A 25100-nucleotide genomic window follows, 5' to 3' on the forward strand; every position below is an offset into this window, starting at 1 on the left:
GTGCCTGGTAGATCGAGCGCCGCCCGCGCGGCGCTCGATCTACCAGGCGCCTCAAGCCTCAAGCCACACGCCTCAGTTCTTGCACTTCGCCATCACCACCTGGCAAGTCTTGGGTGTCCCCCCCGATCGGCCTGCGTAACGAACGCAGTTATTCAGCGACTTCTGCCGGGCAATACTCAAGGTATTGCCCCAGGCCAGGCCGCCTTCGCCGGTGCTGGGCACGGCCTTGGCGAAGCAGTTGGAGCCGACTGTGGTGGCTGCGTAGCGGGCCTTGCTGTTTTTGCTGGAGCAGCCCGAGGCCAGGCCCAGGCCGAGGATGAGCAGCGTGTTCAGTGCCCAGAGCGCACTCGTGCGCCCCCAGTTGTTGCTCATGCCGATCTCCTCGTTGAAAAATGCCGCACAGAAACACCGTGGCGGTTCCTGTCAGGATATTTCATTCAAGCGAAACGGTGAACTATCGCGTTGTAGAGACGCTCCTTTGCTAAGCGCACCCCGCGCACGCCTGATGGCTTCAGCCATCAGCCAAGGGTCACTGAACGATAAGGAGGCGCCGTGACCGCATCAGAGCAAACCCTCTACCGCTGCACGCCAGGCCCGTTGCACGCCATGCTGCTGGCCGGCAGTGTTCCGTTGTTTCTTGGCGCGCTGCTGAGCGATATCGCCTACTTCAACAGCTTCCAGATCCAGTGGAGCAACTTCGCTGCCTGGCTGATCGCCGGTGGCCTGCTGTGCTGTGGGCTGGCGCTGCTGTTCGCGTTGGTCAACCTGGTCCGCGCCGAGCACAAGGGTGGGCGTGCAACCCTGTACTTCGTACTGTTGCTGGCCACCTGGGGGCTGGGGCTGGTCAATGCCTTCGAACATGCCAAGGACGCCTGGGCGGTAATGCCCTCAGGCTTGGTGTTGTCGGTGATCGTGACCGCGCTTGCAGCTGTGGCCGCGTGGACCGGGCTGAGCAACCTGCGTTCGGGAGGTGTGGCATGAAGCCTTTGCATGCATTGAGCCTGTTGAGCGTGGCGGTATTGCTGAGCGCGTGTGGCGGGGAAGGGGAGCCTACCCAGGCCCATGGCCCCGACCCGAAGTTGCCGGAGCCACAGCGCGGGCTGCTGCCGAGCATGAAAATCGCCGAGCCGGTGGCCTGGGGTGAACAGAAACCCACCGTGCCCGAAGGCTTCAGCGTCACGGCGATCGCCACCGGCTTGAAGATCCCCCGCCAGAGCCTGGTGCTGCCCAATGGCGATATCCTCGTGGCCGAGGGCCGCGGTGGCAGCGCAGCGAAACTCAAGCCCAAGGATGTGATCGCCAGCCAGATCAAGGCCAAGGGCAATACCCAGGTCAAAGGCGGCAATCGCCTGACCCTGCTGCGGGACGCGGACGGCGATGGCACCTACGAGCTGCAGACGGTGTTCGCGGAAAACCTCAATGCGCCCTATGGCCTGGCGTTTGCCGACGGCAAGCTGTACGTGGCGAATCAGGATGCGCTGGTGCGTTTCGACTACCAGGACGGCCAGACCAAGGCCAGTGCTGCGCCGACCAAGGTCACCGACCTGCCGGCCGAGATCAACCACCACTGGACCAAGGCGCTGACCGCAAGCCCTGATGGTCGTTTCCTGTATGTCGGCATTGGTTCGAACAGCAACATCACCGAGCGCGGCCTTGAAGTGGAGATCGATCGGGCTATGGTCTGGCAGGTCGATGCCCAGACCGGCGCGCACCGGCCCTACGCGACGGGCCTGCGCAACCCGACGGCCTTGGCTGTTCAGCCACAGACCGGGCAGGTGTGGGCGGTGGTCAACGAGCGCGACGAACTCGGCCCCGACCTGGTGCCGGACTACCTCACGTCAGTGCGCGAAGGCGGCTTCTATGGCTGGCCCTACAGCTACTGGGGGCAGAACGTCGATGAGCGGGTCAGGCCGCAGAACCCGGACAAGGTAGCGGCGGCGATCAAGCCGGATTACAGCCTGGGTTCGCATGTGGCCGCCTTAGGTGTCGACTTCTCTATTCCGGCCATGGGCGAGCGTTTCGCCGACGGTGTGTTCGTGGGGCAGCACGGCAGCTGGAACCGGCCGAACCCGGTGGGCTACAAGGTGGTGTTCGTGCCGTTCAGCAAGGGTAAGCCGGCAGGCGAGCCGGTCGACTTCGCCACAGGCTTTCGCGGTGAGGATGGCAAGACCCGTGGGCGGCCAGTGGGGGTCACGGTCGACCCGCGTGGCGCCTTGATCATCGCCGACGACCTGGCCAACACCGTCTGGCGGGTGACTCGCAACCGCTAAGCGCAACGGGCGCCCTTGCATCGCCGCACGGGCGCCCGACAGTGTCTATGCTTGTTGGCGCGTGAGTATTTCACGCACCAACCCGGAAACGATTACAGGGAAGCATGCCTATGAAACCTATCAGTTCACTCGCTCGCGCTGTGGCAATCGCCTCGCTGGTCTTCGCTGGCAGCTTCACAGCCCAGGCCGCCGACGTGCCGATTGGCAGTGAAGCGCTTGAAAGCCATGTCACCACCCAGGTCCAGGCCATTGACCTGGAGAAGCGCCTGGTCACGGTGCAGGGTGCCAACGACAAGCCTGTGACCTTCCAGTTGACGGAAAAGGCCAAGGCGCTGCCCAACCTCAAAGTCGGTGACACGGTCGACATCTACGTGACCCGCGCGGTGGCCTATGTGCTCAACACCGATGTGGGCGGTGCGCCGAAGGTCAGTGATGAGTCCGGCACCATTCGCGCCACCGAAAACAACCCGAACCCGGGCGGCGAGGCGTTCCGCCAGGTCAGGGTCACCTCGCAGATCAAGAAGATCGACCTCAAGCAGCATGAAGTGAGCCTGCTGCCGCCAGAGGGCAAGCTGCAGGTGGTTAAGGTCGAGAACCCCGACCTGCAGGCGCGGATGAAAAACCTCAAGGTGGGCCAGACGGTCGATGCCATCTACACCGAAGTGCTGAGGGTCGAGACGTCGCGTTGACGGCGGCCGCTTAGGGGGATTCAGCGCGTCAGGCTGCGTGTGGCCCTTTGCTGGATGCGTCGCGAGGCCTTGCAGGCCGGTGGATGGCGCTCGAACAGGTCGAGTACCCAGTCTGGTCGGGTTTTGCTGGCGTCATTGAGCCAGTTGGCTACCGAGTCCTGGGGGTATTTCTCGCTTTCCGCCAGGTGCGGCACCAGCAGCGCTTCAGCGGCCTCCGGCGCCTGCTTGAGGGCCGTTATGTGTTCGCACCAGACGCCGCGGGGGCGCAGCACTTCGATGCAGAACCGACGTTCCAGCGGGTCTTCGCTACTGGCCTGCCTGCCGAGCAATGCGAGGGCCGCAGGGAGGTCCTCGCTGAGGCGCGGTCGCAAGGCGATCCAGGCCCATTCGCGCACACCGAAGTGCGGGTCTCTGGCGAAGCGCAGTTGGGCCGCCACGGCCGCGTGCAGGTCAAGGCTGACGGTGAGGTGCGCCTGCGCGAAGGCCGCCCAGCTGCGCACCGTATCCGAAGGGTGGGCACCGCAGTGTTCGAACACCTGCTGGCTAATCGCAACGGGGGCTTGTTGCAACCATTGGCCGAGGGCCAGGCCGATGCCCGCGATTTTTTTCGACAGCCCCAAGGGCTGTTTTTCCCTGGCTGCCTGAACCAGGCATTCACCTACGGCAGGCGGCAGTTGCTGTGCGACGGCCGTTGCCAGGGCAAGTTGGTCGACTGCCAGGCATTCTGCAAGGTTGCGGGTCGGTATCAGGCCGTGGTCCAGTTGCGTCTTGCGTTCATCGCTCATCGAATGTGTTCCATCACAAAAGGGGAAATACGCCTGCGGCCGACAGCGTGTAGGCGCGCAAGGCCAGCATCCTAGCTCAACGGGTTGGTTCTGGGGCTGCCCTGTATCACGCTAGGTCTCCCGCCATCCATCGCGCGAATAATTCGCGTGCATATTTTCGATTTCCATGGTCCTGGCAAATGTCCGGATCATGACCCTCTTACTACCGATATTGAGGGCGGTCATGTACAGCAAAACCCTGCTTTTCATCGTTGTCCCGGTGGCCATGGCCTTTCTCGCGGGGGCGCTGCTGCCGTTTCAGGCGGCTGGCAACGCGGCGGTTGGCCGTGCCTTGGGGCATTGGTTGTGGGGGGCATTCACCTCACTTGCGGTGAGTTCGCTGGTGGTGATCGCAGCGCTGCTGATCCTCCGGGTGCCCGTACCAGACGTAAGCAAGGCCCTGCAAGGGCCCTGGTGGTTATGGATCGGCGGCGTGCTGGGCGCCATTTACGTGGCCGGCGCGGCCGCACTTACGCCGAAACTGGGCGCAGCGGGTTTTCTTGCGCTGGTGGTGGCAGGGCAGATCCTGATGGCGGTAATCGCTGACCATTTCGGGGTAATGGGGTTGGGTGGCAAGCCGATCAGCCTGGTCAGGCTGGCCGGGGGGGTGCTGATTTTGTGCGGGGTATTCATGGTGCAGGGCAACTGGGCGACAAGCGCTGCGGCCAAGCCGCCAGCGCTCAATCAGTCAGAAGGCTGATCAAGCGGCTGACTGCAAGCCCACACGGCTTCGCGCAGCCAGCGGTGCCCAGGGTCGCTGTCTTTGCGCTGGTGCCAGGCCTGTTGATAGGCAAATGAGGGAATGGCCAGTGGCGGTTCAAACCGGCGCAATGCTGTGTGCTGGCGCAATGAACCGACCGCACGGCTGGCCACTGTGAGAATCAGGTCGGTGCCGGCAAGTACCTCCACCGCCGCGCTCCAGTGCGGCAGCGCCAGGGCAATGCGCCGTTGCAGGCCTCGGGCGGCCAGCGCGCGTTCGATTTCATCGTGGGCATCCGGGCGCATGGCTATCAACACATGGGGCCGCGCAAGCCACTCGGCCAACGTCAGGCCCCCGCTGGCGGGCAACACCTGGCGGTCGGCGACGCTGGTGAAGCTTTCCTCGAACAGTGGCTGTGCGGTGATGTCCTGCGGCAGGTCGGGGAATATGCCCAGGGCCAGGTCGAGTTCGCCATCGAGCAACTGAGCCAACATGGTTTCACGGCTGGCCTGGCTGATCGCCAGGTCCACGCCTGGGGCGACCTGGCGCACGTGGCGAACCAGCGCTGGCAGGATGATGCGCGACGAATAGTCGGACAGTGACAAGCGGAAGCGGCGCTGCGCCTGGGCCGGGTCGAACAGGGGGGCGGCCAGCAGCGCATTGAGGTTGCCCAAGGCGTCTTGCAGCGGCTTGGCCAGCGACTGCGCACGTGCGGTCAGCGCCATGTGGCCGTTCTGGCGGATCAGCAACGGGTCGTCGAAATGCCTGCGTAGTTGTGCCAATGCATGGCTCACTGCCGGCTGGCTGCGATGCAGACGAAGGGCGGCGCGGGTCACGTGCTTCTCGGTCAGCAGCGCATGCAAGGCCAGGAGCAGGTTGAGGTCGATCTTGCGTAGTTCATCCATGGGGCGAATAGTCGAGGCTGGGCGAGAGGGGTTTGATCAGCCTAACAGATGTCCAGGCGCTGGACGCCGGTAACAGCGTCTAGCGGCTTGATAGTTCGGACAGGATCCGTATTCAATGTTTTACTTAAAGTTTCGACTATAACTTTATGAAAAATAATATTTTATCTTCTTGCCACAGCATGCTGCACGCATTGCTCGTAGTAGGTCTGCTTGATCGCCGCCGGCTTCAACCGCGATCGGCTGTTGTAGGTCTGCTCGGTAATGCCGAAGGCGGTCATGCGCATCCACGGTTTGGCGAACCTGCGCACTTGCAGCTTCTTGCGCGTGGCATACAGGGTTACCCCCGCTAACTTGGCCTGCTGAGCTTCTGCGGCAATCTGCGCGCCCCAGCCACAGGTGTGGCGATCATTCTGGCTCAGCGCCCTGGCCTGGGCGCCGAAGGCAGCCGTGGCCAGCAGGCAGCCGGCCATCGTTGCTAGAAGTACTCGCATGTTGCTGTCCTAAGCATCTGAAGGAGAAGGGAGTTTGCCTTCGCTTCAAGCCGCTGGGGGCCAGCAATTTGCCGTCAGATTGCGGCCATGCGCAGCGCGTTGGCTGGCGCGCGCAAGCTGGCCCAGGCCAGGCCAGCCACCCAGATCACCGATATGCCGTAGTTCAGGCGCTGGTACAGGCCGAACAGATGGCCGCTCTGCGCCGCCTGCCCCATCAGCACGACGGTGGCGATCGCCAGCACCACGCACGCCAGGGAGAACAGCGCCAACGTTCGCGAACCGGCAACCCGCTTGCCCAGCCATGCCCACAGGGCACTGGCCAGGGTCAATGAAAGAAACATCAGCAGGCCCGAGAGGTTGTGCAGTTGCTGTGACAGCGAGGGCTGCGCCGGTACGCAGCCCTGGTCGCAGGGGAACCAGCCAGTGCCCAGGCTGCCCAGGCCATGCAGCAGCACCAGAACGGCGCTGACCCGTGCCAGGGTCGACCCCTGCCAGCGACGGGCCAGGCCCCAGGCGAACAGGGCGAACAGCACGGCCAAGGGGAAGTTGTTGACCCGTGGCGACCAGAGCTGGGTGGGTGCACCCTCGGCGCCGAGTTGGCTCATGGCCTGTTGCAGGTGGTCGTAACCTGGGTAAGCCTGGGCGGTCAGCCAGACGCCGGCCAGCAGCCAGAGGGGGATCAGCAGGCCAGTGGCGAGCAGAAGACGGTCGAGGGGTTTCATGCTGTCGTTTCCTTCCATGGATGAGTGAGCGCGAAGGCGCACAGTACAGCCTCGCATTGGGGATAGACCAGTGCATGAAGCAGATTTTTTGCGTGGTGCGTGGCGCAGACCCATACAGAAATACCGCATACGGTGTATGTGATCGTACAACTGCTTGCGCTATCATGGGCATTGTCTTTCAAGGTGAAATACAGGGCATGACAGAGCAGCAGGTACAGGCAAGGACCCGGCGCAAGCCGCGCAGTCTGGCCCAGGAACTGGTCACAGTGCTGACCGAGCGGATTCGCAGCGGCCAACTGAAGCGTGGCGACAAGCTGCCGACCGAATCGCAGATCATGGCCGAAGAGGGCGTCAGCCGCACGGTGGTGCGCGAGGCTATCTCGCGGCTGCAGGCCGCAGGGCAGGTGGAGACCCGGCACGGCATCGGTACGTTTGTGCTGGATGCACCGTCCACGGGCGGTTTCCGTATCGACCCGGCGACCGTGGTGACCCTGCGTGAAGTGCTGGCGGTGCTGGAATTGCGCATTGCCCTGGAGATCGAGTCGGCGGGCCTGGCGGCGCAGCGGCGCAGCGATGAACAGCTGGTCGGCATGCGCGCGGCGCTGGATGAGCTCAACGAAGGCGCGGCCCATGCCAACGATGCCGTATCGGCGGATTTCCAGTTCCACCTGCGCATTGCCCAGGCCAGTGGCAACCACTACTTCGCCGACATCATCAACCACCTGGGTACCAGTATCATCCCGCGTACCCGGCTCAACTCGGCGCGCCTGGCCCATGACGACCAGGCGCACTACATGAGCCGGCTCATGCATGAACACGAGGCGATCTACGAAGCCATTGCCCGGCAAGACAGCGAAGGGGCGAAGATGGCCATGCGCATGCACCTGAGCAACAGCCGCGAGCGCCTGCGCCAGGCGCATGAGGAAGCTGAGGCGCAAGGGGCCTGAGACCTCTCTCACCCGCGAAGAGGCCGGTACCGACAAAAGAAAAAGCCCCGACGTGTGCGGGGCTTTTACATTTCAGGGCGATCAGATCCTCCCGTCACTCCACTGCCCATTCACCAACCGGCGCAACCCCAGCGGGTTCTCATCGCGAAGTGCCTCAGGCAGCAACGCCTGTGGGTAGTTCTGGTAGCACACAGGGCGCAGGAAGCGGTCGATGGCCAAGGTGCCGACTGAGGTGCCGCGCGCATCCGACGTAGCCGGATACGGCCCGCCGTGGACCATGGCATCGCACACTTCGACGCCGGTGGGGTAGCCATTGACCAGAATCCGCCCGACCTTTTCTTCCAGCAGCGGCACCAGCCAGGCGAAGGCTTCGAAATCTTCAGGCTCGCCGATCAGGGTCGCGGTCAACTGGCCACGCAGGCCGAGCAGCGCGGCGCGCAGTTGGGCGTTGTCCTGGGCTTCGACAGCCACGGTGGTCGGGCCAAACACTTCTTCTTGCAGCAAGGGGTCGGCGTCGACCAGCAGGCGCGCCTGTGCCTTGAACAGCTGTGCGCGCGCCTGGCTGCCTGCTTGCGGTTGGCCGGCCAAGTGTTCGATACCGGCATGGGCGTGCAGGTGTTCCAGGCCGCCCACATAGCTGCGCAGGCCGCCGGCGTTGAGCAGGGTCTGGCCGGCCTGTTGCTCGAGGTGCTGACCGAGGTCGGCGAGCAGTTGGCTGTATTGCGGCGATTGCAGGCCGATCACCAGGCCCGGGTTGGTGCAGAACTGGCCGGCACCCAGGCACACCGAGCCCGCCAGTTCGCGGGCGATGGCTTCGCCGCGCTTGGCCAGGGCACCAGGCAGGATGATCACCGGGTTGATGCTGGACATCTCGGCGAATACCGGGATTGGCTGTGGGCGCTCGGCGGCCATGCGGCACAAGGCGTCGCCACCCTTGAGCGAGCCGGTGAAACCGACCGCCTGGATGGCCGGGTGCTTGACCAGCCATTCGCCGACACCACCGCCGAAGACCATGTTGAACACGCCCTTGGGCATGCCGGTGCGCTCGGCGGCGCGCTGGATTGCACAGCCGACCAGGTCTGCTGTGGCCATGTGGCCGCTGTGTGCCTTGAACACCACCGGGCAGCCAGCGGCGAGGGCGGCAGCCGTGTCGCCACCGGCCGTCGAGAAGGCCAGCGGGAAGTTGCTGGCACCGAACACGGCGACCGGGCCTACGCCGATGCGCATCTGGCGCAGGTCGACGCGAGGCAGTGGTTGGCGCTCGGGCAGGGCCAGGTCGATGCGTGCACCGAGGTAGTCACCGCGCCGCAGCACGTGCGCGAACAGGCGCATCTGGCCACTGGTACGGCCGCGCTCGCCCTGGATCCGCGCTGCAGGCAGAGCGGTTTCGCGGCAGACGATGGCGACGAAGGCGTCGTCCAGTTCATCCAGCTCGGCGGCGATGGCATCGAGGAACTCGGCGCGGCGCGCCGGGGCCAGTTGGCGGAACTCGGCAAAGGCGGTAGCGGCGGCCTGGGCGGCTTGGTCGACTTCGCTTTCAGTGGCTTGCACGAAGCTGTAAGGCAGGGCCTCGCCGGTGGTGGCGTCCAGGCTCTGCAGGCGTTGCGCGCCAGCGGCACTGCGCTGACCGGCGATGAAGTTGTGGCCTAGGATCTCAGGCATTTTGGCACTCCTGTAGGTGAATGAAGGGGGGTAGGCGGTCGAGAAGGGCTGCAAAGCAGCCCAAGGGCCTCACGTAATCGGCGCCGGGTTGAACAGGGTGATGTCGTTGTGCAGCCTGTGCTGTTCGGCCCAGGTCTGCTTGCGGCCGCTGGCCACGTCCAGGTAGTAGTGGAACAGCTCCCAACCCAGCTCCTCGATGCTCGAGCGGCCTGTGGCGATGCGCCCTGCGTCGATGTCGATCAAGTCGGGCCAGCGTTCGGCCAGTTCGGTGCGGGTGCAGACCTTGACCACCGGGGCCATGGCCAGGCCGTACGGCGTGCCGCGGCCTGTGGTGAACACATGCAAGTTCATCCCGGCCGCCAGTTGCAAGGTGCCGCAGACGAAGTCGCTGGCCGGGGTGGCGCAGAAGATCAGGCCTTTGCGCGCCACTCGCTCGCCAGGGCCAAGCACGCCCTGAATGGCGCCGCTGCCGGACTTCACGATTGAGCCCAGGGACTTTTCGACGATGTTGGACAACCCACCCTTCTTATTGCCCGGTGTGGTGTTGGCGCTGCGGTCGGCGGCGCCTTGTTGCAGGTAGCGGTCGTACCAGTCCATCTCACGCACCAGCGCCTCGGCCACGTCCTGGTTCTCGGCGCGGGAGGTCAGCATGTAGATGGCGTCGCGTACTTCGGTCACTTCCGAAAACAGCACGGTCGCACCCGCACGTACCAGCAGGTCCGAGGCGTAGCCCAGTGCCGGGTTGGCGGTGATGCCGGAGAACGCATCGCTGCCGCCACACTGCATGCCCAGGATCAGCTCGCTGGCGGGCACCGTTTCGCGGCGGCGCTGGTCGAGTTTTTTCAGGCGGGTTTCAGCCAGCGCCATGATCTGTTCGATCATTTCGCCGAAGCCCAGGCTGGCATCCTGCAGGCGGTACAGCCACGGGTCACTGAGGTCTACCGACGGATCGTTGTCATGCATGACCTGGCCGGCCTGCAGTTTTTCGCAGCCCAGGCTGATGACCAGCGCTTCGCCACCAAGGTTGGGGTTGCGCGCCAGGTTGCGCACGGTGCGGATCGGGATGTAGGCATCGCGGGCATTGATCGCCACGCCGCAGCCGTAGCTGTGGGTGATGGCGACCACGTCATCGACGTGGGGGTACTTGGGCAGCAGTTCTTGGCGAATGCGCTTGACCGCATGCTCTAGCACGCCGGTCACGCATTGCACGGTGGTGGTGATGCCAAGGATGTTGCGGGTGCCCACGGTGCCGTCGGCATTGCGGTAGCCCTCGAAGGTGAAGCCTTCGAGCGGCGGCAGGGCCTCGGGCACGGCATCGCAACGCGGCAGGCTGTCCAGCGCCGGCGCCTCTGGCATGGCCAGCTGGCTTTCCTGCACCCAGGTGCCCTGGCGCAAGTCTTCCAGGGCGTAGCCGATGATCTGCCCATAGCGGCGCACCGGCTCGCCCTTGGCGATCAGCACGGTGGCCACCTTGTGGCTCTGTGGCACGCCTTCGACCAGGGTCAGGCCGTCGGGGAAGCGGGCGCCTTCACCCAGGCCACCGTCGTTGACCACTACCACGACATTGTCGTCATCGTGCAGGCGGACGTAGCGGGGCGAGTCGGAATGTTCGATCAACTGCATGTTCGGGCCCTTCTAGTGATTGCTCAGGCTTTATACATCCGCCCGCCGCCGGCAGGTGCCGGCGGCGGGCGTGTTCACTCAGTGACGGGAGCTTGCCAGTTCGCCATTGGCGCCGGGCTCGGCTTCAGCCTTTGGGGTTTCACGCAGCTCGATGCGCTTGATCGGGCCGACGATCACCAGGTAGCTGAACACCGCGACCAAGGCATTGGCACCCACATACACCAGGGCCCACTTGAACGAGCCGGTGGCGCTGATGATGTAGCCGATGACGATGGGCGTGGTGATCGAAGCGATGTTGCCGAAGGTGTTGAACAACCCGCCCGACAGGCCAGCGATCTGCTTCGGCGAAGTGTCGGCGACCACCGCCCAGCCCAGTGCGCCAATGCCCTTGCCGAAGAAGGCCAGGGTCATGAAACCGACCACCATCCACTCAGCATCGACGTAGTTGCAGAAGACCATGGTGGTTGACAGTAACAGGCCGCAGACGATGGGCAGCTTGCGCGAGAAGGTCAGCGAGTTGCCGCGGCGCAGCAGCCAGTCCGACAGCACACCGCCCAGCACGCCACCGATGAAACCACAGATGGCGGGCAGCGAGGCGATGACACCCGCCTTGAGGATGGTCATGCCGCGCTCCTGCACCAGGTACACCGGGAACCAGGTCAGGAAGAAGTAGGTGATGGCGTTGATGCAGTACTGGCCCAGGTACACCCCCAGGAGCATGCGGCTGGTCAGCAGCTGCTTGATGTAGCCCCATTTCGGGCCGTCGTTGCCGCGTTTCTGGTCCATGTCCACCAGGCCGCCGTTCTGCTCGATGTGTTCGAGCTCGCTTTGGCTGATGCGCGGGTGTTGCTTGGGGTTGTAGATGGTTCTCAGCCACACGAACGAGAACAGGATGCCAAGCACGCCCATCACCACGAACACGTGTTCCCAACCGAAGCTGAAGACGATCCAGCCCATGATCGGGGCAAACAGTGCGGTGGCAAAATACTGCGCCGAGTTGAAGATGGCCGACGCCGTACCGCGTTCTGCGGTGGGGAACCAGGCCGCGACGATGCGGGCGTTACCCGGGAACGACGGGGCTTCGGCGAAACCGACCAGAAAGCGCAGGGTGAACAAGGTTACCACCGCCCAGGCCACCGGCATGCCACCAACAAACCCTTGCAGCAGGGTGAACAGCGACCAGGTGAAGATGCTGAAGGCGTAGACGTTCTTGGAGCCGAAACGGTCGAGCAGCCAGCCACCAGGAATCTGGCCAGCCACGTAAGCCCATCCAAAGGCGGAGAAGATATAACCGAGGGTGACGGCGTCAATGCCGAGGTCTTTCTGCAGGCTGGAGCCTGCGATTGCAATGGTGGCGCGGTCGGCATAGTTGATCGTGGTCACCAGAAACAGCATGAACAGGATCAGGTAGCGCACATGCGTCTTTTTAGTCGCTTGCATGCTGGTAATACTCCCACTAGTTATTTTTGTGCGGGCTCACGAGTTGTAGCCGGGGTGGGGGGTTCCCACTCCGGCGGCGGCAGTTCAGGCCGCAGGGGTTCGCTTATTGCGGACCCATCTTGTCCATCAGCGCTGCGAGCATTTCGTATTCTTCGCCGGTCAGGTCGGTCAGCGGCGTGCGTACCGGGCCTGCGTCGTAACCGGCAATCTTCGCGCCCGCCTTGACGATGCTCACGGCGTAGCCGGCCTTGCGGTTACGGATGTCCAGGTACGGCAGGAAGAAGTCATCGATCAGCTTGCCGACGGTGGCGTGGTCTTCGCGGGCGATGGCGTGGTAGAAGTCCATCGCGGTCTTCGGCACGAAGTTGAACACGGCCGAGGAGTACACCGGCACGCCCAGCGCCTTGTAGGCCGCAGCATACACCTCGGCGGTCGGCAGGCCACCCAGGTAGCTGAAGCGATCGCCCAGGCGGCGACGGATCGACACCATCAGCTCGATGTCACCCAGGCCGTCCTTGTAGCCGATCAGGTTCGGGCAGCGCTCGGCGAGCTTCTCCAGCAGGTCGGCATTCAAACGGCAGACATTGCGGTTGTAGACCACCACCCCGATCTTCACCGATTTGCACACGGCTTCGACGTGGGCGGCAACGCCATCCTGGCTGGCTTCGGTCAGGTAGTGGGGCAGCAGCAGCAGGCCCTTGGCACCCAGGCGCTCGGCTTCTTGTGCGTATTCGATGGCCTGACGGGTCGAGCCGCCGACGCCGGCAAGGATCGGTACCGAGGTGGCGCAGGTATCGACGGCGGTCTTCACCACCTGGCTGTACTCGCTGGCTGCCAGGGAGAAGAACTCACCGGTACCACCGGCCGCGAACAGGGCGCTGGCGCCGTAGGGGGCGAGCCATTCCAGGCGCTTGATGTAGCCAGCCTGGTTGAAGTCGCCTTGGGCATTGAAGTCGGTGACCGGGAAAGACAGCAGGCCGTGGGAGAGGATGGATTTGAGTTCTTGTGGATTCATTGTTGTTGGCATCCTGAGGCGCTTGGGGTGAAGGGAGTGATGTGTTGCGATGGAGGTAAGTTATCGTACAACTAGAGGGATGGCTAGTGCCTTAGGAGAATTTTTTATGATTGGGGTGCTTGGCTGGGGTGTTGGGGGGATGCTGAAATCGAGCGCCGCCCGCGCGGCGCTCGATCTTCCAGGCATAGAAAATCCCCCGACAACCACCTGAACAGTCATCGTATCTCTTAAGCGGGGGAAAGGCTAAAAAAAGGATCGCGGAGACAGGCACAAGCCCGCCGCCCGCTTCCACGGGAAGTGTTCTGGGACCAGCAGAGGGTGACCGGGGAAGCGGGGGCGGCCTTGCGCCGCCCCGCGATCAAAGCTAACGAAGCTTTGTGTCAGGCAGCCTGATGGTGCTTCACCTGGGACTTGCGGACCTGGGCACGGCACGCATCGCCGAACGCCTGGAAGATCTTGATCGAATCAGGGTTCTTCGCGGCTTGCCACTCGGGGTGCCACTGCACCGCGAACAGGAAGGGCGAAATGCTCGGGGCATGGATGGCCTCGACCAGGCCGTCTTCGGCCAGGGCAATAGGCTCGATGCCTTTACCCAGGTTGCGCAGGCCTTGGCCATGCAGCGAGTTCACGCGGATCTCGTCGCAGCCCAGGGTGTCGCGCAGCCAGCTACCTGGCTTGACCTTCACACTGTGGACCTGGGCGTACTGTACTTCGACCGGGTCTTCGGGGTTTTCACGGTGGTCGTTGAAGCCTGGCTCGGCATACACCTTCTGGTAGATGTCGCCACCCAGGGCCACGTTGATTTCCTGCATGCCGCGGCAGATGCCGAAAATCGGCAGGCCACGCTTGATGGCTGCCTTGACCAGCGGGATGTCGAACAGGTCGCGTGCTTTATCCTGGCCCTTGCCCGGGGTTTCGTTGTCCTGGCCGTACAGGGCCGGGTCGATGTTGCTGCCGGCACCGGTCAGGTAGACGCCGTCGGCCATGTTCAGATAGGTCTCGAGGTCTTCGGTGCCACAGCAAGTGGGTACCAGGACCGGGACGCAATCGGCGAAGTCGACCAGCGGCGTGATGTATTTATGGGTCATGACCTGATAGTCATGGCCTTTGCGCTCTTGGCTGCCCATGGTCATCAGGACGACGGGTTTGCGCAGGGAAGGTTGCTTGTTGCCAATGTTGCTGTTGGACATATGTCACCTTGGGACAGGTTCGACCTGTCGTTGTTGTGCAGGCGCACGGCCGGGGCCTTGTGTGCGACCTGAAGCCCCGAGCACTGCCGGCTCGTCAGAGGCGACGATTCCGGTCGGGACTTGTTGATAGCTTGCCAGAGCCGTTCGATATGTCAAACGACTGGTAGAGGCTTTAGCGGGGGGGGTACGCCGAATTCAGGGGGGTTAAACCGTTGCAGCCCTGTAGCGGCAAGGGTTTGGCAGGGGGTTAGGTCAATTATATTTAACGACGCAGTTGGTTCATTGCACCGCTGCAATGAAGGGGGGTGTACCGGCCTCTTGGTGGGCAAGCCCGCTGCCAAAGGAAGCCGGTACAGGGAGGAACGGGCTCAGTGCAGAATCTGCGCCAGGAAACCCTTGGCCCGTTCTGTCTTGGGCTGGTTGAAGAACACCTGTGGCGGGCTGTCCTCGATGATCTGCCCGCCCTCAAGGAACAGCACCCGTTCGGCCACCTGCCGGGCAAAGCCCATCTCATGGGTAACGCAGAGCATGGTCATGCCCGTGCCGGCCAGTTGCACCAGGACATCCAGCACTTCGGCGACCATTTCCGGGTCCAGTGCCGAGGTCGGCTCATCGAACAGCATGATCCGGGGTTTCATGCACAAGGCGCGGGCAATGGCCACGCGTTGCTGCTGGCCACCGGAAAGCTGGCTGGGGTATTTGTGCGCCTGGGACTCGATGCCGACCTTGCACAGGTACATCCGTGCCCGTTCTTCGGCGTCCTTGCGCGACAGCCCGCGCACGCTGGTAGGGGCCAGCAGGCAATTGTCGAGCACAGTCATGTGCGGGAACAGGTTGAAGTGCTGGAACACCATGCCGATTTCGCTGCGGATCTGCGCCGCCTGGCGTGTGCTGGCAGCCAGGTCGGTGCCATCAACCTGGATGCTGCCCTGTTGGGCCACTTCCAGGCGGTTGATGCAGCGGATCAGGGTCGACTTGCCCGAACCGGACGGGCCACAGAGGACGATGCGTTCGCCTTCGCGTACCTGCAGGTTGATGTCGTGCAGCACATGGTACGCGCCATAGTGCTTGTTCAGGCCCTCGATGCGGATGAGCACCGGGCGCGGGTCGGGTTCTGGGGCAAGGCTGGCAAGGCTCAGAGGGGCGGTCATATTGTTGTTCTCCGCAAGGTTCAGTCGAAACGCGTCGCGCTGTAGGGCGCAGGGTCGGTAAAGGGGCGCTCGCCGGTCAGAAGCTCTGCCAGCAGCCGGCCACTGACCGGGCCAAGGGTGAGGCCATGGTGGGCATGGCCGAAGTTGAACCACAGGCCTTGGTGCCGAGGGGCAGGGCCAATTACCGGGCGCATGTCTGGCAGGCACGGGCGACGGCCCAGCCAAGGGGTATCGTCGAGGCGCTCGCCGAGCGCCGGGAACAAGCGCCTGGCCAAGGCCTCGCAGCGGCGCAGCTGGATCTCGTTGCCGGGCGCATTACTGGCGGCAAACTCGATGCCGGTGGTCAGGCGCACGCCCCGGGCCATGGGCGCCAGCACGTAGCCGCCTTGGGTATCGCAGACCGAGTGTTCGAGTTGCGCACCGTCGCGGGTGCTGTAGTGCATGTGGTAACCGCGTTTGATCGCCAACGGGATCTTGTACCCCAGGCCTTCGTACAAGTCTGCCGACTGTGGACCGAGGCAGACCACCACTTCGTTTGCGGTGACAGGGCCACGACGGCTGTCGACCTGCCATTGCCCTTCCACTTGGCGCAGGCTGCGCGCATCACCATGCAGGAACTGCCCACCACGCTGCACGAACAACGCGGCATAGCCCCGGGTGAGGCCACCGGGATTGTTCACCGTCTTCGGGTCGAGCCAGTGAATGCCACCGACCACGGTGCTGTCCAGTTGGTGCTCGCGGGCCTGGAGCTGCCCGCATTCAAGGATTTCATACTGCAGGCCGTAGCGGCTCAGGCCTTTGACCTCGGCCTTGGCCTGCTCGAACAGGGCCGGGTCACGGAACACTTCGATCCAGCCTTTGGCCTGTACCAGCCCTTCAAGGCCGGCGGCTTTGATCAGGGCGTCGTGCTCCTCGACGCAGCGTTGCACCAGCGGCAGCATGTCGGCAGCGGCGCCCGCCAGGCGCCCCGGCGCCGATTGGCGCCAGTAGCGCCACAGCCAGGGCGCGGCCTTGGGCAAGTGCAGGAGGCTGTAGCGCACGTCAGGCTGGCGGTTCAGGCCGTAGCGCAGCAGCGCACCGGCTTGGCGCGGGAAGGCATACGGGATGACGCTGGAGCGCTCGATCAGCCCGGCGTTGCCATGGCTGGTACCGCTGCCGGGTTCGTCACGGTCGATCAGAATCACCTGGCGCCCACGCGCCTGCAGGTGCAGCGCGGTGCTGACGCCGACAATGCCGGCGCCGAGGACGAGGGTCTGGCAATGCATGGTAGGTATCCTTCGGTCAGTTCAGGTGGCGGCCCAGGCGGGCTTCCAGGTGTTTCAGGAGGCGCCGCACCAGCTCGACGATCACCAGGTAGAGCACGGCGGCCCACAGGTAGATCTGGAAGTCGAAGCTGCGCGAGAACGCCAGTTTGGTCACGCCCATCAGGTCGTAGATGGTTACCAGCGAGGCAATGGCGCTGGCCTTGATCATCAGAATCAATTCATTGCCCAGCGGGCCGATGGCCACCAGCAACGACTGCGGCAGGATCACCTTGAAGAAGGTGGTCGAGCGTTTCAGGTTCAGCGCCCGCGCAGCTTCGTACTGCCCAGGCGCGACGGCCATCAGGCTGCCGCGGAAGATCTCGGCCTGGTAGGCGGCGGTGTTCAGGGTGAACGCCAGCAAGGTGCAGAACCAGGCCTCGCGGAAGAACCACCACAGGCCGACGTCCTGCCAAAACCCCTTGAGCGAACCGAGGCCGTAATAAAGCAGGAACAACTGAGCCAGCAGCGGCGAGCCGCGGAAGAAGTACACGTAACCGGCGGCCATGCGTTGCAGCAGTTGGCTGCGCGACAGGCGTGCCAGTGCCAGCAACAGGCCGAGCACGGCACCCAGGGTGAACGAAATCGCCACCAGCTTGGCTGTTACCAGCAGGCCATCGACGAAGCGTGGGCCGTAGCGTTCCAGCAGGTCGGGGTCGAGGACTACCGCCAGCCATTGTTCGACGTTCATGCCCGGGCTCCTTGCAGGTGGCGGCTGCTACGCCGCTCGATGAAGGCAAAGACCCGGCCCGAGACTGCCGAAAACAGCAGGTAGCCCAGGCAGGCAACGCCATAGAAGAACATCGGTTCCTTGGTCACGCTCACCGCCAGGTTGGTCTGGCGCATCAGGTCGACCAGCGAGATGGTCGACACCAGCGAGGTGTCCTTGAGCAACGACAGCCAGTTGTTGGACAGGCCGGGCAGGGCGATGCGCGTCAGTTGCGGCAGCACTACCTTGAAGAAGCCTGTGCGTTTGCTCAGGCCCAATGCCGAGCAGGCCTCAAGCTGCCCTTTGGGCAGGGTCTTGAAGGCGGCCAGCCAGATCTCGCTGGAAAACGCGGCAAACACCAGGCTGAACGCGATCATCGCGGCCAGGAAGGTGTTGATTTGGAACTCGCCCTGGTAGCCCATGGCGGCCAGCAGCTTTTGCGCTGCGATCTGGCAGCCGTAATAGATGATCAGCAAGGTCAGCAGTTCGGGCAGGCCGCGGAAAACGGTCGAGAAGGTCGTGGCCCAGGCCCGGGGCAGGCGCTTGCGCGAGCGCGCCGCGAGGGCCACGGCCAGCCCCATGGGCAGGCCGATGGGCAGGCAGGCGAGGGCCAGCGAGACGGTTACCAGGGCACCGGCCAGCAACGCCTGGCCCCAGCCTCCGCTGGCAAAAGACAGCAAGGACAATTGATCGAGCATGACAAACCCCTTGGACGGGTAATGCGGTCGCTGTAGGAGCGGCCTTGCGTCGCGAAAGGGCCGCGTAGCGGCCCCGGCAATCTGTGCCGTTGCATAAATCCCGGGGTCGCAAAACGTCCCCCGGCAATCTGTGCCGTCGCATACATCCCGGGGCCGCAAAACGTCCCCGGCAATCTGTGCCGTCGCATAGATCCCGGGGCCGCTACGCAGCCCTTTCGCGACGCAAGGCCGCTCCTACAGATCAGTTGTAGATATCGAAAGCGAAGTACTTGCTGGCGATCTTCTGGTAGGTACCGTTGGCGACGATCTGTTGCAGCGCGGTGTTCAGGCGCTGGCGCAGCGCCTCGTCTTCCTTGCGCACGGCAATGGCGGCGTCGGCCTTGGTGTCGGCCACGTCGCCGAGGATCTTGCAGCAGTCCTGGCCGTTCTTGTTCATCCACTCGTGCAGGGGGAACTTGTCGGCGATCACCCCGTCCAGGCGGCCCGCGGCCAGGTCGGCGTTGGCTTCGTCCATGGTCGGGTACAGCTTCACATCGGCGCCGGCCTTGCCATAGACGTCTTCGGCATAGATGGCCTGGGTCGAAGAGGACTGCGCGCCGACGGTGTAGCCGACGAAATTGTTCTGGGCGTCGCTGATCTCGCTGTCCTTGGCCACGGCCACGGTCAGCGGGGTGCGGTAGTAATGATCGGTGAAGGCGATTTTCTTGCGGCGCTCTTCGGTGTCGATCATCGACGCGACCACGGCGTCGTACTTACGTGCCATCAGGGCCGGGATGATGCCTTCCCAATCCTGGGCCACCAGCGTGCACTCGACTTTCATCTGTTCGCACAGGGCGTGGGTGATGTCGATGTCAAAGCCGTGCAGTTGGTTATCGGCGTCGACATAGTTGAAGGGCGGGTACGCGCCCTCGGTGGCGAAGCGCAGGGTTTCGGCACTGGCGGCGCCCGTCAGCAGCAGGGCACACGCACCCACCATAGCCATGGTCTTGTTCATCTCGCACCTCTTGCACTCTTGCTATTGTTGTTTTGCCGACGGCCACGAGGTGTAGCCGACGAATTCGTTATGTAGAGCGGCAGTCGCTTCCAAGCGTTTTTCAACATCCGGCCCGAGCTTCTTGCAGACCTCGTTGACCATCAGGTGCACCCACGACAGCATGGTCGCGGTGGATTCCCAGAACAGATTGAACTCGGTGGGGATGCGGAACACCTCGTCGGCGTTGGCATCGGCCCAGTCACAGAAGGTGTCGGTCACCAGGGTGACCGCAATGCCGGCTGCGCGCGCCTTCTGGCACAGCTGCAGGGCGTGACGTGAATAGCGGCGGGCCTCGAACACCACCAGTGCGCTGTCTTCGGCGCGGCCCAGCAGCACGTCGCCGAAATGCCCGGCGCTGAGGTCGACCAGTTGCACGCCATCGCGCAGGTACTGCAGCAGGTGGCTCATGCACATGGCGACGCCGCGCTCGGTCTGAAAGCCCGCGACGAATACCCGCTGCTTGCTCGCCAGGCGTTGCGCGGCGCGGTGCCAGGGCTCGCTCTGGCGGTACTCGTGCACGCGGACCAGGGCGGCGATTTCCAGCTCCAGGCTGCCGGCGGTGTCGCTGGCATCGTGGTTCTGGCGGTAGTCTTGCAGGCGGTCACCCACCAGCCATGGGCCATCGCCCAGGTCGTTCTGCAGGTCTTGCTTGAGCGCCTTGAGGTGGGCATAACCTAACGAGCGGCAGAAACGGCCGACACTGGATTCGCTGACGCCGAGCTTGGCAGCAATGCTGGCCGAGGTCTGGAACGGCAGTTCGTGCAGGTTGGCGAGCATGTAGCTGGCGATCGTGCGGCCTGAGGCGGCAGCCCCTTGCAGGCTGTTTTCCAGGCGTTGCTTGATCGGTTGGCTCATGCTGCATCTCCGGGGTGAGGCTTGCGATAGAAAATGAATGTTTTCTGTCATCAAGTCAACATTTGACAGATAGCTGTCACATGCAGGAAAGTTTTTGTCGTTGCAACGCTGTAGCCATTCCAATTCCAACAAGGAGCTTCAGATGTCCGCACCTTCCACCGGCACTGTCGTACGCGTGCCTTTTACCGAGCTGCAGACCCTCTTGCAGGCGATTTTTCAGCGTCATGGCTGCAGCGAGACAGTGGCCCAGGTGCTTGCCCACAACTGCGCCAGCGCCCAGCGCGATGGCGCCCACAGCCACGGGGTGTTCCGTATTCCGGGCTATGTTTCGACCCTGGCCAGCGGCTGGGTCAATGGGCGTGCCACCCCGAAGGTGACCGACGTGGCCTCCGGTTATGTGCGTGTCGATGCCGCCGGCGGCTTCGCCCAGCCGGCACTGGCAGCGGCCCGTGCGCTGTTGCTGGAAAAGGCCCGCAGCGCCGGTATCGCCGTGCTGGCCATTCACAACTCGCACCATTTCGCCGCGCTGTGGCCGGATGTCGAGCCGTTCGCCGACGAGGGCCTGGTGGCGCTCAGCGTGGTCAACAGCATGACCTGCGTGGTCCCGCATGGCGCCCGCAAGCCGCTGTTCGGCACCAACCCCATCGCCTTTGCCGCGCCCTGCGCCGAACACGACCCGATCGTCTTCGACATGGCCACCAGCGCCATGGCCCACGGTGACGTGCAGATCGCCGCCAGGGCTGGCCAGCAGTTGCCCGAGGGTATGGGCGTGGACGCCAATGGCCAGCCGACCACCGACCCCAAGGCCATTCTCGAAGGCGGCGCCTTGTTGCCGTTTGGCGAGCACAAGGGCTCGGCGCTGTCGATGATGGTCGAGTTGTTGGCCGCAGCGCTGACCGGCGGGCACTTTTCCTGGGAGTTCGACTGGTCCGGGCACCCAGGGGCGAAAACGCCATGGACCGGGCAGCTGATCATCGTCATCGACCCGAGCAAGGCCGAAGGCGAGCGTTTTGCCCAGCGCAGCCGCGAACTGGTGGAGCAGATGCAGGCGGTGGGGTTGACGCGGATGCCGGGCGAGCGCCGCTACCGCGAGCGTGAAGTGGCCGAGGAGGAGGGCGTGGCGCTGACCGAGCAGGAGCTGCATGGCCTCAAGGCGCTGCTGGGCTGAGCCAGGCTGTCGGCGCAGATTGGCGGCTGTGCAATCTTGCATAGACAACCTGCACAATAGGTGATGTTACTCAGCAGCGACTCCGGGTATCCTCAGGGCAGCCTTTCCGAACTGTCCTGATCCAAGGAGCTGCACGCTGTGTTCAAACATGTCGATGCCTATGCCGGCGACCCGATCCTCTCGCTGATGGAAACCTTCAAGGCCGATCCCCGTGCCGACAAGGTCAACCTGAGTATCGGCCTGTACTACGATGAAGCCGGCGTGGTGCCGCAGTTGGCAGCGGTGGATGCGGTCGAGAAACGCATCGCCGGCCAGGCTCACGAAGCCTCGCTCTACCTGCCGATGGAAGGCCTGGCCAGCTACCGCCAGGCCATTCAGGCACTGCTGTTCGGTGCCGATCACCCGGCGGTGACCGGCGGCCGAGTGGCCACCGTGCAGACCGTGGGCGGTTCTGGCGCACTGAAAGTCGGTGCCGACTTCCTCAAACGTTATTTCCCGCAGTCCGAAGTCTGGGTCAGCAACCCGACCTGGGATAACCACCGCGCCATCTTCGAAGGCGCCGGTTTCAAGGTGAATAGCTACCCGTACTTCGACCAGACCAGCCGTGGCGTCGACTTCGCTGGCATGCTGCAAGCGCTGCAGACCTTGCCGGCCAACAGCGTCGTACTGCTGCACCCGTGCTGCCACAACCCGACCGGTGCCGACCTGGACCAGAACCAGTGGCAGCAAGTGGTGGAAGTGGTCAAGGCGCGTCAGCTGATCCCGTTCCTCGACATCGCCTACCAGGGCTTCGGTGAGGGGCTGGTCGAAGATGCCTTCGCCATCCGCGAAATGGCCCGTGCCGGCGTGCCGTGCCTGGTCAGCAACTCGTTCTCGAAAATCTTCTCGCTGTACGGCGAGCGAGTAGGGGGCCTGTCGGTGGTCTGCGACGACGACGCCACTGCCCAGAGCGTACTCGGCCAGTTGAAGGCTACCGTGCGCCGCAACTACTCCAGCCCTCCCAACTTCGGTGCTCAGCTGGTTGCCGGCGTGCTCGGCGATGCCGCGCTCAATGCCCAGTGGGCGGCGGAGGTCGAAGTGATGCGCAAGCGTATCCTCGACATGCGTCAGGCACTGGTCGATGCCCTGGGCACGCTGCTGCCGGGGCAGGACTTCCAGTTCTTCCTGCGCCAGCGCGGCATGTTCAGCTACACCGGTTTCAGCGTCGAGCAGGTGCGTCGCCTGCGTGACGAGTTCGGCGTGTACCTGATCGACAGCGGCCGGGTGTGCATGTCTGGCCTGCGGCCGGCCAACCTGCAACGGGTGGCCGAGGCGTTCGCCGCGGTTCAGCAGTAATGTGACAGGGGGGCCGTAAAGCGGTCCCCTTGGTTTCACCTTGTTGTCATGACAAGTGCAACCGTCCCTCGGACGGGGCTTCGCAAGTGCAACCTTTCAGTGCACAATCGCGCCCTCTTTTTCGGTTGAGGGGTGCGATACGTCTGTTTCGCCACTCTCAGCCTGTTGCAGTCTTGCGAGTGGAGCTACACCCGGAATGAATGAGCAGGCCCCAAGCGTCGAACGGCGCTATGAAGAATCGACCCCGGCAGCCTTGGGCAGCTGGGCACGTCAAGACACCACCTGGATGCTGGGCCTGTTTGGCACTGCCATCGGTGCAGGCACCTTGTTCCTGCCCATCAATGCCGGCTTGGGTGGCTTCTGGCCGTTGCTGATCCTGGCCGTACTGGCCTTCCCGATGACCTACTTCGCCCACCGCGGGCTGACCCGTTTTGTCCTTTCCGGGCGCACGGGCGGCGATATCACGCAAGTGGTCGAGGAACATTTCGGCATCAAGGCCGGTGCGCTGATCACCGTGCTGTACTTCTTCGCCATCTTCCCGATCCTGCTTATCTATAGCGTGGCGCTGACCAACACCGTTACCAGCTTCATGGAAAACCAGTTGCACATGACGCCGCCGCCACGGGCGCTGCTGTCGTTCGTGCTGATCCTCGGCCTGCTGGCCATTGTGCGTTGCGGTGAGCAGGCCACGGTCAAGGTCATGAGCCTGCTGGTCTACCCGTTCATCGTTGCCCTGGCGTTGCTGGGCCTGTACCTGGTCCCGCACTGGACCGGGGGTATCCTCGACAGCGCCACGCAACTGCCCTCGGGCTCCGCCTTCCTGCACACCGTGTGGCTGGCGATTCCGGTGATGGTGTTCTCGTTCAACCACTCACCGATCATCTCGGCCTTCGCCGTCGACCAGAAGCGCCGCTACGGCGAGCATGCCGATGAGCGCAGCGGCCAGATCCTCGCCCGCGCCCACCTGCTGATGGTGGCCATGGTGCTGTTCTTCGTCTTCAGTTGCGTGCTGACCCTCAGCAGTGCCCAACTGGCTGAGGCCAAGGCGCAGAACCTGTCGATCCTGTCGTACCTGGCCAACCACTTCAGCAACCCGACCATCGCCTTTGCCGCACCACTGATCGCCTTCATTGCCATCGCCAAGTCGTTCCTGGGCCACTACATCGGCGCCAGCGAAGGCCTCAAGGGCATCATCGTCAAGGCCGGTGCGCGCCCGGGTGCAAAAACCCTGGACCGCGTGGTCGCTGCGCTGATGCTGGTGGTCTGCTGGATTGTCGCCACCCTCAACCCGAGCATTCTGGGCATGATCGAATCGCTGGGCGGCCCGATCATCGCGGTGTTGCTGTTCCTGATGCCGATGTACGCCATTCGCCGTGTACCGTCGATGCGCAAGTACAGCGGCGCGATGTCCAATGTGTTCGTCGTGACAATCGGCGTGGTTGCGCTGACTTCGGTGGTTTACGGCTTGCTGAGCTGATTCACCACCGCTGCAAGCAGTGCCCAGGTCGCTTGTCGCGATCTGGGCATTTTTTTTGTCCACAATAATTGTCTGGCAATAGAACAATTTTAACTTCACCCATAGGCACCCGGCCGCCTTCATGCTTAACTCAGTGTCCTTTTCAAACCCCGCATAAGGATTTCGTTCATGGCTCAAGTGACTCTCAAAGGCAACCCGGTTCAGGTCAAGGGCAACCTGCCGCAGGCCGGTGCTCAGGCCCCAGCCTTCTCGCTGGTGGGTGAAGGCCTGGCCGACCAGTCGCTGCAGAACTACGCCGGCAAGCGCAAGGTGCTGAACATCTTCCCGAGCGTCGATACCCCAACCTGCGCCACCTCTGTGCGCAAGTTCAATGCCCAGGCCAATGACGTGGCCAACACCGTGGTGCTGTGCATTTCCGCCGACCTGCCGTTCGCCCAGGCGCGCTTCTGCGGTGCCGAAGGCCTGGAGAACGTGAAAAACCTGTCGACCCTGCGCGGCGCCGAGTTCCTCGAGAACTACGGTGTGGCGATTGCTGACGGCCCGCTGGCCGGCCTGGCTGCGCGTGCGGTAGTGGTACTGGACGAGAACGACAAGGTGCTGCACAGCGAGCTGGTAGCTGAAATCGCTGAAGAGCCTAACTACGAGGCAGCGCTGGCTGTCCTGAAGTAAGGGCTTCTGGCGGGGCCGGTTACCGGTAACGGAACTCCAGCCACGCCCACCGCTCCAAGCAACACCCTGTAACGGCCCGGAACGATTTCCGGGCCGTTTTCGTTTAAAGTTCAGCGTTTTGGCAACGTCAGCCAAAGGTAAACCTCTGGTAAAGGGCCTTTGCTAAAACGATGCCAGTGCTTATCGTTCACCCTCCCCACATCGTTATTCCGAACAAGGTTCGTTC

General features: G+C 63.5%; 25 protein-coding genes. 9 read left to right on the plus strand and 16 right to left on the minus strand.

Annotation, left to right across the window (positions count from 1 at the left end; translation table 11 throughout):
• Nucleotides 1-72: 72 nt before the first annotated feature.
• Nucleotides 73-372, minus strand: coding sequence for a hypothetical protein (locus PC358_RS02780; RefSeq protein ID WP_033697374.1), 300 nt, complete (start codon nucleotides 370-372; stop codon nucleotides 73-75).
• 234 nt (nucleotides 373-606) lie between these two features.
• Between PC358_RS02780 and PC358_RS02785 the strand changes: the two genes are divergently transcribed.
• The 3 genes from PC358_RS02785 to PC358_RS02795 all read left to right on the plus strand — a co-directional run bounded on the left by PC358_RS02785 (nucleotide 607) and on the right by PC358_RS02795 (nucleotide 2959).
• Nucleotides 607-981 carry a DUF2231 domain-containing protein gene (locus PC358_RS02785; protein ID WP_095065156.1) on the plus strand — a complete coding sequence of 125 codons (375 nt, stop codon included), beginning with the start codon at nucleotides 607-609 and terminating at the stop codon, nucleotides 979-981.
• Nucleotides 978-2270 (plus strand): PQQ-dependent sugar dehydrogenase, encoded by a 1293-nt coding sequence (locus PC358_RS02790; RefSeq protein ID WP_033697377.1) that lies wholly within the window; start codon nucleotides 978-980, stop codon nucleotides 2268-2270. Before PC358_RS02785 ends, PC358_RS02790 begins: the two co-directional genes overlap by 4 nt.
• Nucleotides 2271-2380: 110 nt before the next feature.
• Nucleotides 2381-2959 carry a hypothetical protein gene (locus PC358_RS02795; RefSeq protein ID WP_033697378.1) on the plus strand — a complete coding sequence of 193 codons (579 nt, stop codon included), beginning with the start codon at nucleotides 2381-2383 and terminating at the stop codon, nucleotides 2957-2959.
• A gap of 20 nt (nucleotides 2960-2979) precedes the next feature.
• Here PC358_RS02795 and PC358_RS02800 read toward each other — a convergent pair whose 3' ends face one another.
• A complete protein-coding gene (locus PC358_RS02800) occupies nucleotides 2980-3744 on the minus strand; it encodes a DNA alkylation repair protein (protein WP_033697379.1) in 765 nt (254 codons plus the stop codon).
• A gap of 223 nt (nucleotides 3745-3967) precedes the next feature.
• Here PC358_RS02800 and PC358_RS02805 point away from each other — a divergent pair, with 223 nt between their 5' ends.
• Nucleotides 3968-4483, plus strand: coding sequence for a DMT family transporter (locus tag PC358_RS02805; protein ID WP_033697380.1), 516 nt, complete (start codon nucleotides 3968-3970; stop codon nucleotides 4481-4483).
• Here the strand turns inward: PC358_RS02805 and PC358_RS02810 are convergent.
• The 3 genes from PC358_RS02810 to PC358_RS02820 form a co-directional block, all read right to left on the minus strand.
• Nucleotides 4468-5388, minus strand: a complete 921-nt coding sequence (locus tag PC358_RS02810) for a LysR family transcriptional regulator (RefSeq protein ID WP_033697381.1) — start codon at nucleotides 5386-5388, stop codon at nucleotides 4468-4470. The two genes, PC358_RS02805 and PC358_RS02810, sit on opposite strands and share 16 nt — an antisense overlap.
• A gap of 161 nt (nucleotides 5389-5549) precedes the next feature.
• Entirely contained in the window at nucleotides 5550-5879 is a 330-nt protein-coding gene (locus PC358_RS02815; protein WP_033697382.1) for a hypothetical protein, read from the minus strand.
• Between the two features lie 74 nt (nucleotides 5880-5953).
• A complete protein-coding gene (locus PC358_RS02820) occupies nucleotides 5954-6601 on the minus strand; it encodes a DUF998 domain-containing protein (RefSeq protein WP_033697383.1) in 648 nt (215 codons plus the stop codon).
• 197 nt (nucleotides 6602-6798) lie between these two features.
• On the opposite strand from PC358_RS02820, the gene PC358_RS02825 reads away from it, so the two are divergent.
• The gene (locus PC358_RS02825; protein ID WP_033697384.1) at nucleotides 6799-7548 is read left to right on the plus strand and encodes a FadR/GntR family transcriptional regulator; all 750 of its coding nucleotides are present in this window, start codon (nucleotides 6799-6801) and stop codon (nucleotides 7546-7548) included.
• 81 nt (nucleotides 7549-7629) lie between these two features.
• Here the strand turns inward: PC358_RS02825 and PC358_RS02830 are convergent, their stop codons facing one another.
• From PC358_RS02830 to PC358_RS02880, 11 genes are all read right to left on the minus strand, one after another.
• Nucleotides 7630-9210 (minus strand): aldehyde dehydrogenase (NADP(+)), encoded by a 1581-nt coding sequence (locus PC358_RS02830; protein ID WP_033697385.1) that lies wholly within the window; start codon nucleotides 9208-9210, stop codon nucleotides 7630-7632.
• 69 nt (nucleotides 9211-9279) lie between these two features.
• On the minus strand, nucleotides 9280-10833 hold the full coding sequence (gene garD / locus PC358_RS02835) for a galactarate dehydratase (RefSeq protein ID WP_033697386.1): 1554 nt from the start codon (nucleotides 10831-10833) through the stop codon (nucleotides 9280-9282).
• 78 nt (nucleotides 10834-10911) lie between these two features.
• The gene (locus PC358_RS02840; RefSeq protein ID WP_033697387.1) at nucleotides 10912-12273 is read right to left on the minus strand and encodes an MFS transporter; all 1362 of its coding nucleotides are present in this window, start codon (nucleotides 12271-12273) and stop codon (nucleotides 10912-10914) included.
• A 103-nt stretch (nucleotides 12274-12376) separates the two neighbouring features.
• Nucleotides 12377-13288: a 5-dehydro-4-deoxyglucarate dehydratase gene (kdgD, locus tag PC358_RS02845; protein WP_033697388.1), complete on the minus strand. Its 912-nt coding sequence runs from the start codon at nucleotides 13286-13288 to the stop codon at nucleotides 12377-12379.
• Nucleotides 13289-13668: 380 nt separating this feature from the next.
• Nucleotides 13669-14478, minus strand: a complete 810-nt coding sequence (locus tag PC358_RS02850) for a gamma-glutamyl-gamma-aminobutyrate hydrolase family protein (protein ID WP_033697389.1) — start codon at nucleotides 14476-14478, stop codon at nucleotides 13669-13671.
• Nucleotides 14479-14846: 368 nt separating this feature from the next.
• Nucleotides 14847-15629 carry an amino acid ABC transporter ATP-binding protein gene (locus PC358_RS02855; protein WP_033697390.1) on the minus strand — a complete coding sequence of 261 codons (783 nt, stop codon included), beginning with the start codon at nucleotides 15627-15629 and terminating at the stop codon, nucleotides 14847-14849.
• A 20-nt stretch (nucleotides 15630-15649) separates the two neighbouring features.
• Complete coding sequence (locus tag PC358_RS02860; RefSeq protein ID WP_033697391.1) at nucleotides 15650-16894, minus strand: NAD(P)/FAD-dependent oxidoreductase; 1245 nt, start codon at nucleotides 16892-16894, stop codon at nucleotides 15650-15652.
• Between the two features lie 16 nt (nucleotides 16895-16910).
• Nucleotides 16911-17621 (minus strand): ABC transporter permease, encoded by a 711-nt coding sequence (locus PC358_RS02865; RefSeq protein ID WP_033697392.1) that lies wholly within the window; start codon nucleotides 17619-17621, stop codon nucleotides 16911-16913.
• Entirely contained in the window at nucleotides 17618-18337 is a 720-nt protein-coding gene (locus PC358_RS02870; protein ID WP_033697393.1) for an ABC transporter permease, read from the minus strand. The genes PC358_RS02865 and PC358_RS02870 overlap by 4 nt, the downstream gene beginning before the upstream one ends.
• A gap of 241 nt (nucleotides 18338-18578) precedes the next feature.
• A complete protein-coding gene (locus tag PC358_RS02875; RefSeq protein WP_033697395.1) occupies nucleotides 18579-19331 on the minus strand; it encodes a transporter substrate-binding domain-containing protein in 753 nt (250 codons plus the stop codon).
• A gap of 21 nt (nucleotides 19332-19352) precedes the next feature.
• The gene (locus PC358_RS02880) at nucleotides 19353-20225 is read right to left on the minus strand and encodes a MurR/RpiR family transcriptional regulator (RefSeq protein WP_033697396.1); all 873 of its coding nucleotides are present in this window, start codon (nucleotides 20223-20225) and stop codon (nucleotides 19353-19355) included.
• A gap of 142 nt (nucleotides 20226-20367) precedes the next feature.
• Between PC358_RS02880 and PC358_RS02885 the strand changes: the two genes are divergently transcribed.
• From PC358_RS02885 to tpx, 4 genes are all read left to right on the plus strand, one after another.
• Nucleotides 20368-21393, plus strand: coding sequence for an Ldh family oxidoreductase (locus PC358_RS02885; protein WP_033697397.1), 1026 nt, complete (start codon nucleotides 20368-20370; stop codon nucleotides 21391-21393).
• Nucleotides 21394-21531: 138 nt separating this feature from the next.
• The gene (locus PC358_RS02890; RefSeq protein WP_033697399.1) at nucleotides 21532-22728 is read left to right on the plus strand and encodes an amino acid aminotransferase; all 1197 of its coding nucleotides are present in this window, start codon (nucleotides 21532-21534) and stop codon (nucleotides 22726-22728) included.
• A gap of 196 nt (nucleotides 22729-22924) precedes the next feature.
• Nucleotides 22925-24205 (plus strand): serine/threonine transporter, encoded by a 1281-nt coding sequence (locus tag PC358_RS02895; protein WP_033697400.1) that lies wholly within the window; start codon nucleotides 22925-22927, stop codon nucleotides 24203-24205.
• Between the two features lie 168 nt (nucleotides 24206-24373).
• A complete protein-coding gene (gene tpx, locus PC358_RS02900; protein ID WP_033697401.1) occupies nucleotides 24374-24874 on the plus strand; it encodes a thiol peroxidase in 501 nt (166 codons plus the stop codon).
• The last annotated feature ends 226 nt before the right edge of the window (nucleotides 24875-25100 follow it).

The organism is Pseudomonas capeferrum, from assembly GCF_000731675.1.
Classification (GTDB): domain Bacteria; phylum Pseudomonadota; class Gammaproteobacteria; order Pseudomonadales; family Pseudomonadaceae; genus Aquipseudomonas; species Aquipseudomonas capeferrum.

What these genes read in the sequence shown, in the direction of transcription:
- PC358_RS02780 (WP_033697374.1), bottom strand. Translation starts at nt 372, where the DNA reads ATGAGCAACAACTGGGGGCGCACGAGTGCGCTCTGGGCACTGAACACG.
- PC358_RS02785 (WP_095065156.1), top strand. Translation starts at nt 607, where the DNA reads ATGCTGCTGGCCGGCAGTGTTCCGTTGTTTCTTGGCGCGCTGCTGAGC.
- PC358_RS02790 (WP_033697377.1), top strand. Translation starts at nt 978, where the DNA reads ATGAAGCCTTTGCATGCATTGAGCCTGTTGAGCGTGGCGGTATTGCTG.
- PC358_RS02795 (WP_033697378.1), top strand. Translation starts at nt 2,381, where the DNA reads ATGAAACCTATCAGTTCACTCGCTCGCGCTGTGGCAATCGCCTCGCTG.
- PC358_RS02800 (WP_033697379.1), bottom strand. Translation starts at nt 3,744, where the DNA reads ATGAGCGATGAACGCAAGACGCAACTGGACCACGGCCTGATACCGACC.
- PC358_RS02805 (WP_033697380.1), top strand. Translation starts at nt 3,968, where the DNA reads ATGTACAGCAAAACCCTGCTTTTCATCGTTGTCCCGGTGGCCATGGCC.
- PC358_RS02810 (WP_033697381.1), bottom strand. Translation starts at nt 5,388, where the DNA reads ATGGATGAACTACGCAAGATCGACCTCAACCTGCTCCTGGCCTTGCAT.
- PC358_RS02815 (WP_033697382.1), bottom strand. Translation starts at nt 5,879, where the DNA reads ATGCGAGTACTTCTAGCAACGATGGCCGGCTGCCTGCTGGCCACGGCT.
- PC358_RS02820 (WP_033697383.1), bottom strand. Translation starts at nt 6,601, where the DNA reads ATGAAACCCCTCGACCGTCTTCTGCTCGCCACTGGCCTGCTGATCCCC.
- PC358_RS02825 (WP_033697384.1), top strand. Translation starts at nt 6,799, where the DNA reads ATGACAGAGCAGCAGGTACAGGCAAGGACCCGGCGCAAGCCGCGCAGT.
- PC358_RS02830 (WP_033697385.1), bottom strand. Translation starts at nt 9,210, where the DNA reads ATGCCTGAGATCCTAGGCCACAACTTCATCGCCGGTCAGCGCAGTGCC.
- garD (WP_033697386.1), bottom strand. Translation starts at nt 10,833, where the DNA reads ATGCAGTTGATCGAACATTCCGACTCGCCCCGCTACGTCCGCCTGCAC.
- PC358_RS02840 (WP_033697387.1), bottom strand. Translation starts at nt 12,273, where the DNA reads ATGCAAGCGACTAAAAAGACGCATGTGCGCTACCTGATCCTGTTCATG.
- kdgD (WP_033697388.1), bottom strand. Translation starts at nt 13,288, where the DNA reads ATGAATCCACAAGAACTCAAATCCATCCTCTCCCACGGCCTGCTGTCT.
- PC358_RS02850 (WP_033697389.1), bottom strand. Translation starts at nt 14,478, where the DNA reads ATGTCCAACAGCAACATTGGCAACAAGCAACCTTCCCTGCGCAAACCC.
- PC358_RS02855 (WP_033697390.1), bottom strand. Translation starts at nt 15,629, where the DNA reads ATGACCGCCCCTCTGAGCCTTGCCAGCCTTGCCCCAGAACCCGACCCG.
- PC358_RS02860 (WP_033697391.1), bottom strand. Translation starts at nt 16,894, where the DNA reads ATGCATTGCCAGACCCTCGTCCTCGGCGCCGGCATTGTCGGCGTCAGC.
- PC358_RS02865 (WP_033697392.1), bottom strand. Translation starts at nt 17,621, where the DNA reads ATGAACGTCGAACAATGGCTGGCGGTAGTCCTCGACCCCGACCTGCTG.
- PC358_RS02870 (WP_033697393.1), bottom strand. Translation starts at nt 18,337, where the DNA reads ATGCTCGATCAATTGTCCTTGCTGTCTTTTGCCAGCGGAGGCTGGGGC.
- PC358_RS02875 (WP_033697395.1), bottom strand. Translation starts at nt 19,331, where the DNA reads ATGAACAAGACCATGGCTATGGTGGGTGCGTGTGCCCTGCTGCTGACG.
- PC358_RS02880 (WP_033697396.1), bottom strand. Translation starts at nt 20,225, where the DNA reads ATGAGCCAACCGATCAAGCAACGCCTGGAAAACAGCCTGCAAGGGGCT.
- PC358_RS02885 (WP_033697397.1), top strand. Translation starts at nt 20,368, where the DNA reads ATGTCCGCACCTTCCACCGGCACTGTCGTACGCGTGCCTTTTACCGAG.
- PC358_RS02895 (WP_033697400.1), top strand. Translation starts at nt 22,925, where the DNA reads ATGAATGAGCAGGCCCCAAGCGTCGAACGGCGCTATGAAGAATCGACC.
- tpx (WP_033697401.1), top strand. Translation starts at nt 24,374, where the DNA reads ATGGCTCAAGTGACTCTCAAAGGCAACCCGGTTCAGGTCAAGGGCAAC.